The following is a 14,982-nucleotide window of genomic DNA, read 5'->3' on the forward strand; positions in this document are numbered from 1 at the left end:
ATGACTGTCGGCGTTCCTAATGCCCGATTGATCGACGTCGAGCTGGATGAAACCATCGGGCGCTCGACGCCTGATGTCGAGCATGAACGCGCAGTCGCTATTTTTGATCTGATTGAGGAAAATACCTTCTATCCGGTCGGCGATGCCACAGGTGGGCCATACAAGCTTCGCCTGTCGCTTATGGAAACGCGACTCATTTTTTCGATCACACGTGAAAACGGTGAAAACGTTGCGACCCACATTCTATCGCTGACACCATTGAAACGCATCGTTCGCGATTATTTCATGGTGTGCGAAAGCTATTACGAGGCAATCCGTTCCGCGTCTCCAAGCAAGATTGAAGCCATCGATATGGGACGGCGCGGCCTGCATAATGAAGGATCCCAAACGCTGCAAACGCGTCTGAACGGCAAGATTGAAGTTGATTTTGCGACGGCGCGGCGTCTCTTCACACTGGTATGCGTGCTGCATTGGCGGGGCTGAGATCAAATGCACGGTGATGATGCGGTTGAAAAAGCGGAAGACGCCGAAGCTGCCAAACGGCCCACGTCTATACTTTTCGTCTGTGGCAAAAACGCAATCCGTTCTCCAATGGCCGAGCTTCTTGCAAGAAAGCTGTTGTCGCCCAATATGTATATTGCGTCGGCAGGCGTGCAGCGCGGTGAGCGTGATCCGTTTGTTGATGCCGTTTTGAATGAAGAAGGTTTGTCGCTTGATGACCGGCAACCTCGCGGGTTGGAAGAGCTGGCGGATGGCTATTTTGACCTTATCATCACGCTCACTCCGCTTGCACATCATACGGTGCTTGAACGTATGCGCGGATTTTCGGTCGATGTCGAATATTGGCCGACACCGGACCCTACACTTGTTACAGGCAGCCGCGGGCAGATTTTGGATGCTTATCGTGATGTGCGAGACCGTTTGAAGCACCAGATTACAGAGCGTTTAGCTCCAAAATAACATCATCCAATTCGGTTGTTCACAAATGCCGTCTAATCATATAGGTTCCGGCCAAATTTAAAGCTATGGCCCGGTTTCGGGCCAATTCTATCAAAGAAAGAAACAGGTATCGCATGGCGAAAGAAGAAGTCCTCGAATTTCCGGGTGTTGTTACGGAACTGCTGCCAAATGCAATGTTCCGCGTGAAGCTCGAAAACGAACATGAAATCATTGCCCACACTGCCGGCCGCATGCGCAAGAACCGCATCCGCGTTCTCGCTGGCGACAAGGTTCTGGTCGAAATGACCCCTTACGACCTGACCAAGGGCCGTATCACCTACCGCTTCAAATAAGCCAATCACTCGCTTTTTCGGAAAAAGCCTTGTCTATAAGCGCGCAACATAAGCTGGTTCTTGCGTCCGGCTCCCCCCGAAGAATTGAGCTTCTGGGTCAAGCCGGCATTGAGCCGGATCATATTCAGCCAGCTGATATTGATGAAACGCCCCAGCGTGCGGAGCATCCGCGTTCTCTGGCGCGGCGGCTTTCGCGTGAAAAGGCAAAGGCTGCGCAGGAACAATTGCAGGGCGATGAAAATTTCGGCAAAGCTTTTGTTCTTGCGGCTGATACGGTTGTTGCCGTCGGGCGCCGCATTTTGCCAAAGGCCGAGATCAACGATGAAGCGCGGGAATGCCTGCGTCTTTTGTCAGGGCGTACGCATAAGGTTTTTACCGGTGTCTGCCTTGTTCTGCCCAATGGAAATCTGCGCCAGACACTTGTTGAAACACGTCTGCGTTTTGAGCGTTTGACGCGCTTGCAGATCGACGCCTATCTCGCGTCCGGCGAATGGCGCGGCAAGGCTGGTGGTTATGCCATTCAGGGACTTGCAGGCAGCTTCGTGGTCAAGCTTGTTGGCTCCTACACCAGCGTGGTGGGGCTTCCCTTGCAGGAAACGGTGAGCCTGCTGGCCGATGGTGGCTATCCTGTCTACGCCAATTGGCAAAACGGCAAGGTCTGAAAATCCCATGAGCGACAAGAAAGATATCTCCACAGCGCCGGACGCTCGCGTCACGCCCTTGCGCCCTGTTCGTCCCTGCCCTGAATGTGGCAAGCCATCGGTTCGTGATGCTTATCCGTTCTGCTCACCGCGTTGCAAAAGCATTGACCTCAATCGTTGGCTTTCGGGAAGCTATGTGATTCCCGGTAAGCCGATTGATGAAGAGGAAGAGAACGACAACTGAGTATGTGTGGCTCTGATTTCCACAGTCAAATCGGTAGTTTAGCAAGCTTATAAGAAATCTTATAAAAATTGCGATAGGGTGCTGGACAGCGTGAAATTTAATGCTATAACGCACCCACTTCCGGCGGACACCAACACCGCCACATGGTGAGAAATCACTGCGAGGATGCCCGGATAGCTCAGTTGGTAGAGCAGCGGATTGAAAATCCGCGTGTCGGCGGTTCAAATCCGTCTCCGGGCACCATTCACACTCCCCCAAAGTCCTTCGTTTTTAGATTCATAACAAACTGACAATCTTGCAATAAGAACGAGCGTTATTGCAGGCCCATTTTATTACGCGCACGAAAAAGCCCGCTTAGAGTGGGCTATTCGGGAGCAATGGTATAATGCCTCAATGCCTCACCGCGCCAAAATCGCAAACTCGGCTTCTGGTAAATCCGGGCTTGTCGCGCGGATCGGCGAGCCGTGGTATGACATGCAGTTTCAGGATTCTGCCCTCAAACATGGTTGCTCGCGATTTGCGAATACTTACGGTAGGTTTGTTTCGCTATCCTTTTTCGCCTTATCTTTATCGTAATGCCACTTGATGGCAAAGAACATGGCCACGCCTAATACGACAACCTTGAACCCCATCAAAACTATAGGAATCCATTCCATCTTTTGAAGATTTCCATACTTCTATTTATCGCGAGGAGCACTAGAATATGTCGCGCTTAAAGCGTGTCATTGCCGCATATTTGCAAATGCTAAATGAGCCCCTTTAGCTGCGACGTGCTTTAGCACAATACTTCCCATGCAACAGCTGATTTTTCATTCTGCGATGCTTTCATTTGGGGTTTTAAAGCGACGATTCGTGAGCGCGGCCTTCGTGCCGCAGTGCTTTGCGGCTCATGACAAAGCTGTCCAAGCCGCCATCATCGCCCGTGCCTTTCCTGTTTGATTGACCCAATGGAAATGCTCAAATAAAAAAGCGCACCGACCTTTGGTGCGCTTTTTTTGAAGCCATCAGCAACCCAATTTACGGCTGAACATATTCCAGCGTCAGCGTTTCAACACCGGCAGAGAGAGCTGTTCCCTTTTCGGTATCGACAGCCAGCGGCTGCAATGTGAAAGACTGGCCGGTTCCGCCGACCAGAACCTGAACGCCTGCGCCGAGGCCAAGGCTTGCATCCGCCTGCGCGCCCGCATAGGTGCCAGCAAGTGCGCCCGGCTCAACAGTTGTGGTTGCAGCAAGAACAGTCCAGGTCATCTGGCCGCCGGTCGTTTCACCCAGTTCCAGACCATATTGATCAATCGACCCCTTATACTGCTGTGACAAACCATTGCCGTTCGACAGCGTACAGCTAACCTTCTGCTTCTGCTCGATGATCAGGCCGATACCGGCGGACACATCGCAAGAAAGCACGCCGACTTCAGCGCTAACCTGCGCAGAGCCGGATGATGTTGCCGCCAAAAGAACGGAAGCACCGAGTATCCAAATTGCCTTTTTCATCTTAACACCTTTGCCAAATCAACAGTTCCCAAAGGAACAGAGTATTCTTAAGCGATCAATAATAAAAAGCCGCGCTACGAAAGATATTTTCGGCAGCGCGGCTTCGAGCTCAAATGCTTTTGTATCAGCCCTTGAACGTATATTGCATAATCGACTCTGGCTTCATTTCAATTGAGAAGCCCGGCAGTGATGGCGGCATATAGGCCGCATCCTTGATGATGCATGGCTCAATGAAATGCTCGTGCAGATGATCGACATATTCGATCACGCGACCATCCATAGTGCCGGAAACGGCAACATAATCAATCATCGACAGGTGCTGCACATATTCGCAAAGGCCAACGCCGCCGGCATGTGGCCAAACAGGCTTGTTGTATTTCGCAGCAATCAGCAGCACGGCCAGAACTTCATTCAGGCCACCCATGCGGCATGAATCGATCTGGACGATATCGATAGCGCCTTCGGCGATAAACTGCTTGAACATGATGCGGTTCTGGCACATTTCACCAGTTGCAACCTTCACATCGCCAATGGCTTGGCGGATTTTGCGATGTCCTGCAACATCATCCGGGCTGGTCGGCTCTTCGATGAAGAACGGCTTAGAGAAGGCAAGCTTGTTAACCCACGCGATTGCCTGATCGACTTCCCAGACCTGATTGGCGTCAATCATCAGATAACGATCCGGGCCAATCACTTCACGCGCAATGGTGAGACGACGAATATCGTCTTCGAGATCACGGCCAACCTTCATCTTGACGTGATTGAAGCCTTCATCAATGGCCTCCTGACACAGACGACGCAGCTTTTCATCATCATAGCCAAGCCAACCAGCAGAAGTCGTGTAGCAAGGATAGCCCGTGGCTTCGAGCTTAGCGATACGTTCAGCCTTGCCACTTTCTGCTTTGCGCAGAATTTCGACAGCTTCGTCACGGGTCAGCACATCGGTCAGATAGCGGTAATCGACGATGTCGGCGATTTCCTCAGCGGAAAGTTCTGAAACCAGACGCCAAACCGGCTTGCCCGACTGCTTTGCCAGCAGATCCCAAAACGCGTTGACGACAGCACCAGTTGCCAGATGCATCGCACCCTTTTCAGGGCCGATCCAGCGCAACTGGCTGTCGCTTGTCAGATGGCGCCAGAACTTGCCCGGCGCCTCGCGGACCACGTCAAGGTCAACGCCGACCACCAGATGACGCATGGCAAGAATGGCCTGACAGCAAATGTCATTACCGCGACCGATGGTGAAAGTGAGACCATGGCCCTTCAACGCCTCGTCATCCGTATCGAGAATGACATAAGCGGCCGAATAGTCCGGGTCCGGGTTCATTGCGTCAGAGCCATCCAGACTTTGCGAAGTCGGGAAGCGCAGATCGAAGACGCGCAGATCAGTAATTTTGGTCATGTTTTATCCGTTATCCGAGCATGATCCCCCAAACCTCAACCGTTTGGGGGCATGCCCAAAATAATTAAACGTCGGCGCGCACGTTTTGCTTCTGTGTGCCGAGGCCTTCAATGCCAAGTTCAACAACGTCGCCAGCCTTGAGATAGCGCGGGGGCTTCATGCCCATGCCAACGCCGGGAGGCGTCCCAGTGGAGATGATGTCACCCGGCTGCAATGACATGAACTGCGACAGATAGGAAACCAGATAACGCACGCCATAGACCATGGTCTTGGTCGAGCCGTCCTGCATGGTTTCGCCATTGACCGTGAGCCACATTTTGAGGTTCTGCGGATCAGCAACTTCGTCCTTTGTCACCAGCCATGGACCGGTCGGGCCGAATGTGTCGCAAGACTTGCCCTTGGTCCACTGGCCCGCGCGTTCGATCTGGAAAGCGCGTTCCGAGACGTCATGCAGCGTGCAATAGCCAGCAACGTAATCAAGCGCATCGTCTTCCGAGACATATTTCGCGGTCTTGCCGATAACGATACCGAATTCGACTTCCCAGTCGGTTTTTTCCGAGCCACGCGGGATGATGAGATCATCATTCGGGCCAACGATAGCCGAAGTTGCCTTCATGAAGATAACTGGCTCTGGCGGCACAGCCATACCGGATTCTGCTGCGTGATCGGCATAATTGAGGCCGATGCAGATAAACTTGCCAGTGCCTGCAACACATGGGCCGAGACGTGGATTGCCTTCAACCTTTGGCAGTGCGTTGACGTCAAGCGAGCCAAGCTTTGCGAGCGCTTCAGGGCTGAGAACGGCACCGGACAGATCACTGATATGCGCAGAAAGATCACGGATATTGCCGTCTGCATCGAGAAGGCCCGGCTTTTCCTGACCCGTTTCGCCATAACGAAGAAATTTCATAAGTTTACTCCTTGTGGGGATTTGCAGCAGCGAACTTAAATTGTCCAGCCGCCGTCGATGTTATACGCCTGACCAGTCGTGTAAGTGGCACCTGCGAGATAGACCGCGAGATCGGCGATTTCTTCCGGCTGACCAATACGACCAATTGGCTGACGCGCGATGAAAGCGGCGCGCTGTTCTTCGTAATCGCCCTGTGCGCGCAGACGATCCTGAAGCGACGGGCTTTCAACCGTACCGGGGCAGATGGCGTTGCAGCGAATGCCTTTGGCAACATAATCAGCAGCAACAGCCTTGGTGAGACCAATGACAGCCGCTTTGGTGACACCATAAGCAAAACGGTTCGGCACGCCTTTGACGCTCGAAGCAACGGAGGCCATGTTGACGATGGCGCCGTCTTGGCGTTCCAGCATGCCCGGCAGAACGGCCTGAATCGTGCGGATCATGGCCTTGACGTTGAGATTAATCGCGAAGTCGAGGTCTTCGTCCTTCATTTCGAGGATAGAACCACCATGCACGACGCCCGCGCAGTTGAACAAAATGTCGACCTGACCGATCTCGGCAACGAGCGTCTTTACTTCGGCCTCGTCAAGCACATTGAGCTTGCGTGTGATGATGCCGGAAACGCCTTCGAGTTCTTTGAGTGCTGCCTCGTTGATGTCGGTCGCATAGACCTTTGCACCGGCTTGCGCAAATGCCAAAGCACTGGCACGGCCAATGCCCTGCGCAGCCGCTGTGATCAGCGCTGTTTTTCCATCAAATCGTATCGTCATAGTCATGCCTTCCGTTCAACAAGCAGGATGTGGTCGCAAGCCAGCACCACTTCGTCCCGCTGATTAAGCACTTCGCACCGCTCAGTAACGCGGCCCATATTTGTCCGTTTCGGATCGTCTTCCTTTGCGCTGATCGTCACGCGCGTGCGGATCGTATCGCCGATATGCACCGGACGCACGAAGCGAAGGCGATCATAGCCATAGGAAAACGCAACAGGGTTAATCAGCGTCGCAGTCAGACCGACACCGATTGCAAAGATCATTGTCCCATGCGCAATACGCTGTCCGCCCGGCAGAGTTTTTGCAAATTCCGCATCCATGTGGTGCGGAAAGAAATCACCCGTATGACCGGCATGCACCACGAAATCCGTTTCGGTGATCGTGCGGCCATAAGTTATGCGCTGAGCCTCAAGCTCATAGTCTTCAAAATAGATCGTCTGTTCAGACATAATCAGAACTCCGGTTTTGCAGCGAGCGGCGTGGCGGGCTGGCTGCTCGACTGATAAGCGGCTTCGACCAGCGCCATGGTGTGCCATGCATCTTCGACCGAGCCGATCAGTTCTGCATCTTCACCAGTGGCGAAGCGCTGCAACTGTGCCATGCGATTGAGGAAAGCGTCCGGGAACCATGCGCCTTGAAGCTCCACCTGCACCCAGTCGTCGCCACCCTTTGGCTTGATCCAAAGCTCGTCCGGTTCCCCGCGCGGATAGTCAAGATTGACACCGAGTTTCACATAGGCAGCCCCTTCGGTGCCGCAAATGCGGAACTCGCAGGCCTGAAACTTGCGGCCAAAATCATGGTCGTGATTGATCGACAGCGCACAGCGCACGCGGTTGCCGTAATCGAGAATAGCAGCCGTGCGGGTCTGGGCGACTTCGTGGTTCGGATGGCCAATGGTTTTGGCATGAACACCTTGCGGATTGCCAAGCAGACCGCGCACGAAATCAAGATAATGGATCGAGTGCATGGCGATCTCGATGCGCGGCAGGCCTTTGAGGAACGGCCACAGACCCCAAGGGGTCGCAAGCGCCAGCCATGCGTCGAAATCCACCACTTCGCCAAGCAAGCCTTTATCCACGGCATCGTAAAGTGCCGACATCATCGGCGCAAAACGCAGCTGGAAATTCACCGCGGCTTTGAGATTGCGCGCACGGCAGACTTTCAGGATTTTCGTAGCACTTTCCAAGTCGCTGCCCATCGGCTTCTGGATCAGAACCGCAGAACCTTCCGGCAATTGCGACAGGATCGAAGCATGGGCTGAGGGCGGCGTTGCCAGATCAAAGATTGCGTCTTCAACCGCAAGCGCCTCTTGCAAGTTTGCGAAAGCTTTCACGCCCCACTGATCAGCAAGTGCTGATGCTTTTTCAAAATTGGGATCAAAAATGCCCGCAACTGGCAAGCCGCCCTGCTTGTAGGCTGGCAGATGCGCGTCGCCGACAATACTGCCCGCACCGAAAATCACGATCGGCTTTGGCTGCTTGGGCTTCGGCCACCACTGGCGCAGGGCTTTTGGATCAAAGACCTCAGTCATGATGGAAAACCTCCTCCATCATTGCCCACCACTCGCCGTCTTTACGGGTTTCAAGTGGCTTCTGGCATGGCATGCAGACCGACCACCATTCCTGATTTTTGGGATTGTCGGCCATCTTTTTCATGTCGGCTCTAAAGTCGGTGCCGACATAGTCCCAGGTGCCGAACAGCAGGTTTTCCGGCTCTTTGAGAAAGATCGTATAATTGGTGATGTTGCATTCGGAAATGAGTGCGAGAATTTCCGGCCACACGCTCGCGTGCAACTTTTTATAGTCTGCGATCTTTTCAGGCTTCAGCCCGATCACCATACCCATTCTTTGAACCATTACGATCTCACGATCTCGCGGGTGAATTCGGAAACCGAACGAGCGCGTACAGAATCCCAATCCCACGAAATACCAATGCCAGCTTCCGATGGGGCAATGGCGTGGCCATCACGAATTTCCATGCCCTTTGTGGTCAGATCATCAAGCTGCGGAATATATTCGACATAGCGCCCATTCTGCACGGCACAGGTGAGGCTGACATGCAGTTCCATAAGGAAGTGCGGGCAGACCGGAATGTCGAAAGCTTCAGCCGTATGCGCCACTTTCAGCCATGGCGTAATGCCGCCGATACGCGCCACATCCACCTGCACGATAGAGCACGCGCCCTTTTGCATATATTCGCGGAAATGGCGGATCGAATAGATCGATTCACCCACCGCAATCGGTGTCGGTGTGGAACGGGTCAGGCGGATATGGCCGTCAAGATCATCCGCCGGAAGCGGCTCCTCAATCCATGCAAGATCAAGTTCTTTCAGACGCTCGGCGCGGCGGATCGCTTCATCCACGCTAAAGCCCTGATTGCAGTCGGTCATGATCTCAAAGCCATTACCAACGGCTGCACGAACAGCCGCAAGACGTGCATAGTCTTCCGAACCATGCGGCTTGCCGATCTTGACCTTGGAACCGGAAAAGCCCTTGGCCTTGGCAACTAGTGCATCCTCAACCAGTGCTTCTTTCTCGATATGCAACCAACCGCCTTCGGTCGTGTAAAGCGGACAGCGATCCTTGGCACCACCCGCAAGTTTCCACAGTGGCAGGTTCTGCTTTTTCGCACGCAGATCCCAGAGGGCCGTGTCGATTGCGGCAAGCGCTAAGGCCGTAATCGCACCAATGGTTGTGGCATGGGTTGCAAATTCGAGCTTGCGCCAGATCGCCTCAATGCAATCGGCATCCTCGTTGATAATCAGCGGCACCAGATGATCGCTCAACAGCCGCATGATGGATGAGCCGCCTGTACCGATCGTGTAGCTGTAGCCAGTGCCGACAGCACCATCGCTGTCGGTGATGGTGACGATTGGCGTTTCCTGACTGACAAAGCTCTGGATCGCATCGGTACGCTTAACCTTCGGCGGAAGGTCAACCATGCGCAGTTCGACTTTTTCAATCCGTGCCATGATTAAACCGCCAAACTCTTACCACTTGCCGCATCAAACAGATGCGCCTGCGACAGATCAAAATGCATTGAGATCGCTTCGCCGGAGTTAAGGTGACGCGGGTTGAGCATGCGCGCCACCCATTCCTTTCCGGCAAACTCGACAAAGACCAGCGTTTCATTGCCAAGCGGTTCGGTGATCGAGACAGTCATATCCTGCTCATGCGATGTTCCGGCATCGCCGGTAGAAATGCCGTGGCCGGTCGGGAACAGATCATCCGGGCGAAGGCCGAATGTCACCTTCGCGCCTTCCGTGACCTTGGCTTTGAATTGTGCGGGCACTGGCAGACGTTCACCCGTGGCAAAAACCAATTCTGCACCTTGAACCGTTGCCTCAGCCATATTCATCGGCGGCGAGCCAATGAAGCCAGCGACAAACTGCGTTGCCGGACGCTTGAACACTTCATCCGGTGTTCCGACCTGCTCAATATGGCCATCGCGCATGATGACGATACGATCAGCCAGCGTCATGGCCTCGACCTGATCATGCGTCACGTAAACAACTGTCGACTGAACCTTGGCATGGAGCTTCTTGATCTCAGTGCGCATCTGCGTGCGCAGCTTCGCATCGAGGTTTGAAAGCGGTTCGTCAAACAGAAACACTTCCGGATTGCGCACGATCGCGCGGCCCATGGCAACGCGCTGGCGCTGACCGCCTGAAAGCTGCGCCGGACGACGTTCCATCAGCGCTTCAAGGCCAAGAATGCTGGATGCTTCATTCACGCGGCGGTCGATTTCCGCCTGCGGCTGCTTAGCGATTTTGAGCGAGAAGCCCATGTTCTCACGCACCGACATATGCGGATAAAGCGCATAGGACTGGAACACCATGGAGATGTTGCGATCACGCGGCGGCAAATCGTTGACTTGCCTGCCGCCGATTTCGAGCGCGCCATCCGAGATGCTTTCAAGACCTGCGATCATGCGCAGCGTCGTGGACTTGCCACAGCCCGAAGGACCAACAAGCGCAACAAATTCCTTGTCGGCGATTTCGAGATTGATGCCATGCACCACTTCGACAGTGCCATAACGCTTGACAAGATTTTTAATGGAAAGCTGAGCCATTTTATATCAACCTTTAACCGCGCCGAACGTCAGACCAGCAACAAGATGCTTCTGAACGATGAATGTGAGGGTCAGCGCCGGAATAATCATCACAACCGCCAGCGCGCACATGCCACGCCAGTCGATGGTGAATTCAGCGGTGTAATCGAGAAGACCAACAGGAAGGGTCTTGGAATTAATAGAACGGGTGAGCTGGGAAGCCAGCGCATATTCGTTCCATGAGGTGAGAAAAGCGAAGATGCCTGCGGTCGCAATGCCCGGACCAGCCAGTGGAAACTCCACCTGCCAGAAAGCCTGCCAGCGTGTGCAGCCATCAATCTGCGCTGCTTCCGCCAAGTCTTTTGGCACCTGACGGAAGAAGCCGTCGATCAGCCAGATGGTGAAAGGCACATTGAGCGCCACATAGGTGATAATCAGGCCGAAATGCGTGTCGATGATGCCAATACGCGAATAGAGCATGAAGAGCGGCAACGAAAGCGCTATACCCGGCACCGAACGCGTCAGCATGAGACCAAGGAATGTCGTCGATTTGCCAAAGAAGCGGAAGCGCGCAAAGGCATAGCCACCCGAAACACCGACAACCAGCGCAATGAGGGTCGATGTGACCGAGATAATCAGCGAATTGCGGAAATAATCCCAGACCGGAATACCGCCACCGCCTGCGCCTGAGAACATCGCATAATAAGCATCGAGCGTGATTTCCTGCGGAATCCAGACCGGAGGCTTTGCCATGATTTCAACGGGGGGACGCAACGACGAAAGCACGATCCACAAACCCGGAAGACAGATGATCGCCATCGCCAGAAACAGGCCAATGAGATAGGCGACTTTTTTGACGCGGCGCAGCAGGCGATGCTGATCATTAGAGAGTGTTGCGTGAGCCATGATTACCACTCCGCTCCGATTTGCGCGCGTGCGGCTGCCAGCTTGCGGAAAAACATTACGGTGAAGAGGATCGAAAGCAGGATCGCGACATAGGCCATGGCATTGGCCAGCCCCATCTGCGCATCCGAATAGGCGGTGCGTCCGACCAGCGTCCAGATCAGCTCGGTGCGGCGTGCCGGTCCACCATCGGTCATAATCTTCACGATGTCATAAGCGCGTGCCACATCGAGCGAACGAATGGTCATCGCGATGAACGCAAATGGCATCAGATAGGGCCAGATGACATAGCGGAAGGTCTGCCATGGTGTGCAGCCGTCAACACGCGCCGCTTCCACAGGATCCTGCGGCATCGACAGAAGACCGCCGAGAATGAGGATCGCGAATACGGAAATGGACATCCAGACTTCTGCCAGCAGAATGGCAAACAGCGCCAGATTGCCGTCGATCAGCCACGGAATAGCCTGACTGGTGATGCCTAACGATTGCAGCGCATTGTTCACCAGACCAATATTGTCGTTGAACATGAACTTGAACTGGAAGCCGACCAGAACCGGCGAGAACATCATCGGGAACATCATCAGTGTGCGCAAAAGGCGCTGGCCATGGGTGGCCTTGTTGATGAGCAGCGCCAGACCAAGGCCGAGCAGCATTTCCAGATTGAGCGCAATGGTGAGGAAGATCACCGTGCGAATGAATGCAGCCCAGAACACCCAGTCGGTCATGATGCGCTGATAATTGCGCAGGCCGATAAAGGTAAACAGGCTGTCAGGACGCGTCAGCCGGAAAGGCGTGAAGCTTGAATAAAGTGAAAGCGCGAGGGGAAACAAAACCACCGCTGCGAGAATGATGAAGGCCGGAAGCAAAAGCAAAACCGGCGGGGAAATTCGTTTAAACATTGTTCTTCCGAGGCGGTGTATCAGCGGGAAACCCTGTCAAAACGGCCCGCCATTGGTTTTCCAAAGGCGAGCCACGGGGGTATTAAACGAGGTTACAGCTCGCCTACATCCTCAAGGATCAGCGTTGACTTCTTGGCTGCATCATCAAGTGCCTGCTGTGAGGTCTTGTCGCCAAGGATAGCTGCCTGAAGTTCAGGATAGACAGCATTGGAAATCTCGATCCATGATGGGGTCTGCGGAACCGGGAACGCGGTCTTTGCCGTTTCCTGGAACACGGAGAGCACTTCCTTCTTATATGGATCAGAAGCGGCCTGCTCGATCACATAATCCCAGACAGCAGTACGAGTTGGCAACGTGCCTGCGGCTGATTCCTGCTTCTGCGAGTCTTCATTGGTCAGGAACCAGACAAGCGATGCAGCAGCATCCTTGTTGTCACAGGATTCTGTGACTGAGAAGCCATGATGACCTGACCAGCCCGTGCGCTTGCCCGCGGAACCTTCAGGTGCAACCACAACGCCGACATTGCCAGCAACTTTCGACGACTTTGGATCGTTGAAATAGGTTGCCCAGCCCGGCCAGTCCAGATTGAGCGCAATGGTGCCCGACGCAAAGCCAGCACCCAGCTCATCCCAGAGATAATTGGTGGTGCCAGCCGGAACAGCCTTGTCTTTATAGAGATTAACAAACCAGTCGAGCGCACGTACACCGGCTTCTGAGTTAAAAGCTGGTTTGCCGTCAGCATCCAGATATTCGCCGCCTTCAGCGACCAGCATTTCATAGAAGCGGCCATTGATGGCTTCTTCCTTGCCTGCAAACTGTGTGCCGTAGAAATTCGGTGGATCAGCAAAGAATACCGCCTGATCGGACACTTCTTTCCAGGTCTTAGGCGGTGCGAGATCGTAGCCGTATTTTTCCTTGAAAGCCGCCTTCTTGGCGTCATCTTCGTAAAGGCTCTTTTGATAATAGAGCGCCGAAACGTCAAACTGCGCGCGCGGCAGCATAACCAGCTTGTCGTTGAGTGTGGAAGCTTTGATCGTGGACGGAACAAAGCCTTCCAGTTCCTCTTTGGGAAGCAAGCCGTTCAGGTCTGCATAAAGGTCAGGATATTGCGGGGCAAATGAGGAATGGTTGGAGCCGACGCACCAGTTGATGGAGCGGGATGCAATGTCCGACTTGATTTCCTTGTCGAGCTCGAAGTGGTTCTTCTTGGAGAGAATATTGACCTTTGCGCCGGTCGCTTTTTCCCATTCAGCGATCCGCGAATAAAGCGCCTCATATTGCTGGCCACCAATCAGCTTGGCGTTGATTGTAACGCCTTCGAATTTACCCGGAAGATCGGCCGCCCCCGCAGAAATCATCCCTGTCGCCAGCAGAACAGAACCTGCCAGCACAGAAGTCGTAAAATTCCTCATGCTTTCCTCCTCATGACGGACACTCCCATATCCGCCCCCAATTGTGAATTCTATATTTATATGCAAACATAATATTCACAATGGGTCAAGGCGCTTTCGATATGATCCCGTCTTTCATCGCCGGCGGTATTCGCATATAAAATGAGATATTCATAAGGGGACTGAACTTGGAAACAGACGATCGTTATCGCGCTCCTGCACTCGACAAAGGACTGGACATTCTCGAATTGTTGGCCAGTGTCGATGGAGGTTTGAGTCAGGCCGAGATTGCCAAATATCTCGACCGCAGCCCCAACGAATTTTACCGGATGCTGGACCGTCTGGTGAAGCGTGGTTACGTGACCAAGCTCGAAGGTGACCGCTATTCGCTGACGCTCAAGCTGTTTGGCCTTGCGCATCTTCATGCGCCGGTACGCAGACTTGCTTCCTTTGCCACCCCTTTCATGCGCGAACTTGCGGATCGCTCACGACAGGCTAATCAGCTGGCCGTGTTTGATCGCGGTTCCGTTGTGGTGATTGCGCAGCAGGAAGCCCCGGAATACTGGGGTATTTCGATCCGCGTCGGCTCACATATCAGCCTGTTTGACACAGGGTCCGGTCATGTGCTGCTCGCCTTCCGCACACCGGAAGAGCGCAAGATGATGATCGCCGAATATGTCAAACACGGCGAAAGCGGCAATCTCGATGAAAGCTTCTATGAGCGGCTCGACCAAATCCGTGAGCGCGGCTATGAAATGATGCCCAGTGCACAGGTTGCGGGCGTCTATAACCTCTCCGCACCCATTCTCGGGCCGGATGGTTCCTGTATTGCAGCCCTCACCTGCCCCTATGTGACTTTGGTGAATTCAGCTTCCGCGCCTGACATTACCCAGACCATCAGCCTGCTGCAAAAAACCGTCAAAGATCTGTCCAGGCTCGTCGGATCAGATATTGGCACAACTGATTAAGGCTAAAGAGTAAATTCGTAT

General features: G+C 53.7%; 18 protein-coding genes and 1 tRNA gene. 7 read left to right on the plus strand and 12 right to left on the minus strand.

The window, feature by feature from the left end; translation table 11 throughout:
* The 6 genes from VBH83_RS11975 to VBH83_RS12000 all read left to right on the plus strand — a co-directional run bounded on the left by VBH83_RS11975 (window position 1) and on the right by VBH83_RS12000 (window position 2,420).
* On the plus strand, window positions 1-483 hold the full coding sequence (locus VBH83_RS11975) for a UPF0262 family protein (protein ID WP_265982827.1): 483 nt from the start codon (window positions 1-3) through the stop codon (window positions 481-483).
* Between the two features lie 6 nt (window positions 484-489).
* The gene (locus VBH83_RS11980; protein ID WP_265982825.1) at window positions 490-960 is read left to right on the plus strand and encodes a low molecular weight phosphatase family protein; all 471 of its coding nucleotides are present in this window, start codon (window positions 490-492) and stop codon (window positions 958-960) included.
* 113 nt (window positions 961-1,073) lie between these two features.
* Window positions 1,074-1,292, plus strand: coding sequence for a translation initiation factor IF-1 (gene infA, locus VBH83_RS11985; RefSeq protein ID WP_002965531.1), 219 nt, complete (start codon window positions 1,074-1,076; stop codon window positions 1,290-1,292).
* 35 nt (window positions 1,293-1,327) lie between these two features.
* Window positions 1,328-1,954 carry a Maf-like protein gene (locus tag VBH83_RS11990; RefSeq protein ID WP_265983834.1) on the plus strand — a complete coding sequence of 209 codons (627 nt, stop codon included), beginning with the start codon at window positions 1,328-1,330 and terminating at the stop codon, window positions 1,952-1,954.
* A 7-nt stretch (window positions 1,955-1,961) separates the two neighbouring features.
* Entirely contained in the window at window positions 1,962-2,177 is a 216-nt protein-coding gene (yacG, locus tag VBH83_RS11995) for a DNA gyrase inhibitor YacG (RefSeq protein ID WP_265982824.1), read from the plus strand.
* Between the two features lie 167 nt (window positions 2,178-2,344).
* Window positions 2,345-2,420 (plus strand) — tRNA-Phe (locus VBH83_RS12000).
* A gap of 774 nt (window positions 2,421-3,194) precedes the next feature.
* Here VBH83_RS12000 and VBH83_RS12005 read toward each other — a convergent pair.
* From VBH83_RS12005 to VBH83_RS12060, 12 genes are all read right to left on the minus strand, one after another.
* Window positions 3,195-3,668, minus strand: a complete 474-nt coding sequence (locus VBH83_RS12005; protein WP_396997874.1) for a DUF992 domain-containing protein — start codon at window positions 3,666-3,668, stop codon at window positions 3,195-3,197.
* Window positions 3,669-3,792: 124 nt separating this feature from the next.
* On the minus strand, window positions 3,793-5,070 hold the full coding sequence (locus VBH83_RS12010; protein WP_265982822.1) for an L-fuconate dehydratase: 1,278 nt from the start codon (window positions 5,068-5,070) through the stop codon (window positions 3,793-3,795).
* Window positions 5,071-5,134: 64 nt separating this feature from the next.
* A complete protein-coding gene (locus tag VBH83_RS12015) occupies window positions 5,135-5,980 on the minus strand; it encodes a fumarylacetoacetate hydrolase family protein (RefSeq protein ID WP_265982821.1) in 846 nt (281 codons plus the stop codon).
* Window positions 5,981-6,015: 35 nt separating this feature from the next.
* Complete coding sequence (locus VBH83_RS12020) at window positions 6,016-6,750, minus strand: SDR family oxidoreductase (protein WP_265982819.1); 735 nt, start codon at window positions 6,748-6,750, stop codon at window positions 6,016-6,018.
* Window positions 6,751-6,752: 2 nt separating this feature from the next.
* Window positions 6,753-7,199: a MaoC/PaaZ C-terminal domain-containing protein gene (locus VBH83_RS12025; protein WP_265982818.1), complete on the minus strand. Its 447-nt coding sequence runs from the start codon at window positions 7,197-7,199 to the stop codon at window positions 6,753-6,755.
* 2 nt (window positions 7,200-7,201) lie between these two features.
* Window positions 7,202-8,281 (minus strand): Gfo/Idh/MocA family protein, encoded by a 1,080-nt coding sequence (locus VBH83_RS12030; RefSeq protein WP_265982817.1) that lies wholly within the window; start codon window positions 8,279-8,281, stop codon window positions 7,202-7,204.
* Complete coding sequence (locus VBH83_RS12035; RefSeq protein WP_265982816.1) at window positions 8,274-8,606, minus strand: L-rhamnose mutarotase; 333 nt, start codon at window positions 8,604-8,606, stop codon at window positions 8,274-8,276. The genes VBH83_RS12030 and VBH83_RS12035 overlap by 8 nt, the downstream gene beginning before the upstream one ends.
* A complete protein-coding gene (locus VBH83_RS12040; RefSeq protein ID WP_396997878.1) occupies window positions 8,606-9,721 on the minus strand; it encodes a mandelate racemase/muconate lactonizing enzyme family protein in 1,116 nt (371 codons plus the stop codon). Before VBH83_RS12040 ends, VBH83_RS12035 begins: the two co-directional genes overlap by 1 nt.
* Before the next feature lie 2 nt (window positions 9,722-9,723).
* Window positions 9,724-10,821 carry an ABC transporter ATP-binding protein gene (locus VBH83_RS12045; RefSeq protein ID WP_265982814.1) on the minus strand — a complete coding sequence of 366 codons (1,098 nt, stop codon included), beginning with the start codon at window positions 10,819-10,821 and terminating at the stop codon, window positions 9,724-9,726.
* A gap of 6 nt (window positions 10,822-10,827) precedes the next feature.
* Window positions 10,828-11,706, minus strand: coding sequence for a carbohydrate ABC transporter permease (locus VBH83_RS12050; RefSeq protein ID WP_265982813.1), 879 nt, complete (start codon window positions 11,704-11,706; stop codon window positions 10,828-10,830).
* 2 nt (window positions 11,707-11,708) lie between these two features.
* Window positions 11,709-12,602, minus strand: a complete 894-nt coding sequence (locus VBH83_RS12055; RefSeq protein ID WP_396997880.1) for a carbohydrate ABC transporter permease — start codon at window positions 12,600-12,602, stop codon at window positions 11,709-11,711.
* Window positions 12,603-12,694: 92 nt separating this feature from the next.
* On the minus strand, window positions 12,695-14,014 hold the full coding sequence (locus tag VBH83_RS12060) for a sugar ABC transporter substrate-binding protein (RefSeq protein ID WP_396997882.1): 1,320 nt from the start codon (window positions 14,012-14,014) through the stop codon (window positions 12,695-12,697).
* 152 nt (window positions 14,015-14,166) lie between these two features.
* On the opposite strand from VBH83_RS12060, the gene VBH83_RS12065 reads away from it, so the two are divergent.
* Window positions 14,167-14,961 carry an IclR family transcriptional regulator gene (locus VBH83_RS12065; RefSeq protein ID WP_265983833.1) on the plus strand — a complete coding sequence of 265 codons (795 nt, stop codon included), beginning with the start codon at window positions 14,167-14,169 and terminating at the stop codon, window positions 14,959-14,961.
* The last annotated feature ends 21 nt before the right edge of the window (window positions 14,962-14,982 follow it).

The organism is Ochrobactrum sp. S1502_03, assembly GCF_044435015.1.
In the GTDB taxonomy this organism is placed as follows: Bacteria; Pseudomonadota; Alphaproteobacteria; order Rhizobiales; family Rhizobiaceae; genus Brucella; species Brucella chromiisoli.

What these genes read in the sequence shown, in the direction of transcription:
- VBH83_RS11975 (WP_265982827.1), top strand. Translation starts at nt 1, where the DNA reads ATGACTGTCGGCGTTCCTAATGCCCGATTGATCGACGTCGAGCTGGAT.
- VBH83_RS11980 (WP_265982825.1), top strand. Translation starts at nt 490, where the DNA reads ATGCACGGTGATGATGCGGTTGAAAAAGCGGAAGACGCCGAAGCTGCC.
- infA (WP_002965531.1), top strand. Translation starts at nt 1,074, where the DNA reads ATGGCGAAAGAAGAAGTCCTCGAATTTCCGGGTGTTGTTACGGAACTG.
- yacG (WP_265982824.1), top strand. Translation starts at nt 1,962, where the DNA reads ATGAGCGACAAGAAAGATATCTCCACAGCGCCGGACGCTCGCGTCACG.
- VBH83_RS12005 (WP_396997874.1), bottom strand. Translation starts at nt 3,668, where the DNA reads ATGAAAAAGGCAATTTGGATACTCGGTGCTTCCGTTCTTTTGGCGGCA.
- VBH83_RS12010 (WP_265982822.1), bottom strand. Translation starts at nt 5,070, where the DNA reads ATGACCAAAATTACTGATCTGCGCGTCTTCGATCTGCGCTTCCCGACT.
- VBH83_RS12015 (WP_265982821.1), bottom strand. Translation starts at nt 5,980, where the DNA reads ATGAAATTTCTTCGTTATGGCGAAACGGGTCAGGAAAAGCCGGGCCTT.
- VBH83_RS12020 (WP_265982819.1), bottom strand. Translation starts at nt 6,750, where the DNA reads ATGACGATACGATTTGATGGAAAAACAGCGCTGATCACAGCGGCTGCG.
- VBH83_RS12025 (WP_265982818.1), bottom strand. Translation starts at nt 7,199, where the DNA reads ATGTCTGAACAGACGATCTATTTTGAAGACTATGAGCTTGAGGCTCAG.
- VBH83_RS12030 (WP_265982817.1), bottom strand. Translation starts at nt 8,281, where the DNA reads ATGACTGAGGTCTTTGATCCAAAAGCCCTGCGCCAGTGGTGGCCGAAG.
- VBH83_RS12035 (WP_265982816.1), bottom strand. Translation starts at nt 8,606, where the DNA reads ATGGTTCAAAGAATGGGTATGGTGATCGGGCTGAAGCCTGAAAAGATC.
- VBH83_RS12040 (WP_396997878.1), bottom strand. Translation starts at nt 9,721, where the DNA reads ATGGCACGGATTGAAAAAGTCGAACTGCGCATGGTTGACCTTCCGCCG.
- VBH83_RS12045 (WP_265982814.1), bottom strand. Translation starts at nt 10,821, where the DNA reads ATGGCTCAGCTTTCCATTAAAAATCTTGTCAAGCGTTATGGCACTGTC.
- VBH83_RS12050 (WP_265982813.1), bottom strand. Translation starts at nt 11,706, where the DNA reads ATGGCTCACGCAACACTCTCTAATGATCAGCATCGCCTGCTGCGCCGC.
- VBH83_RS12055 (WP_396997880.1), bottom strand. Translation starts at nt 12,602, where the DNA reads ATGTTTAAACGAATTTCCCCGCCGGTTTTGCTTTTGCTTCCGGCCTTC.
- VBH83_RS12060 (WP_396997882.1), bottom strand. Translation starts at nt 14,014, where the DNA reads ATGAGGAATTTTACGACTTCTGTGCTGGCAGGTTCTGTTCTGCTGGCG.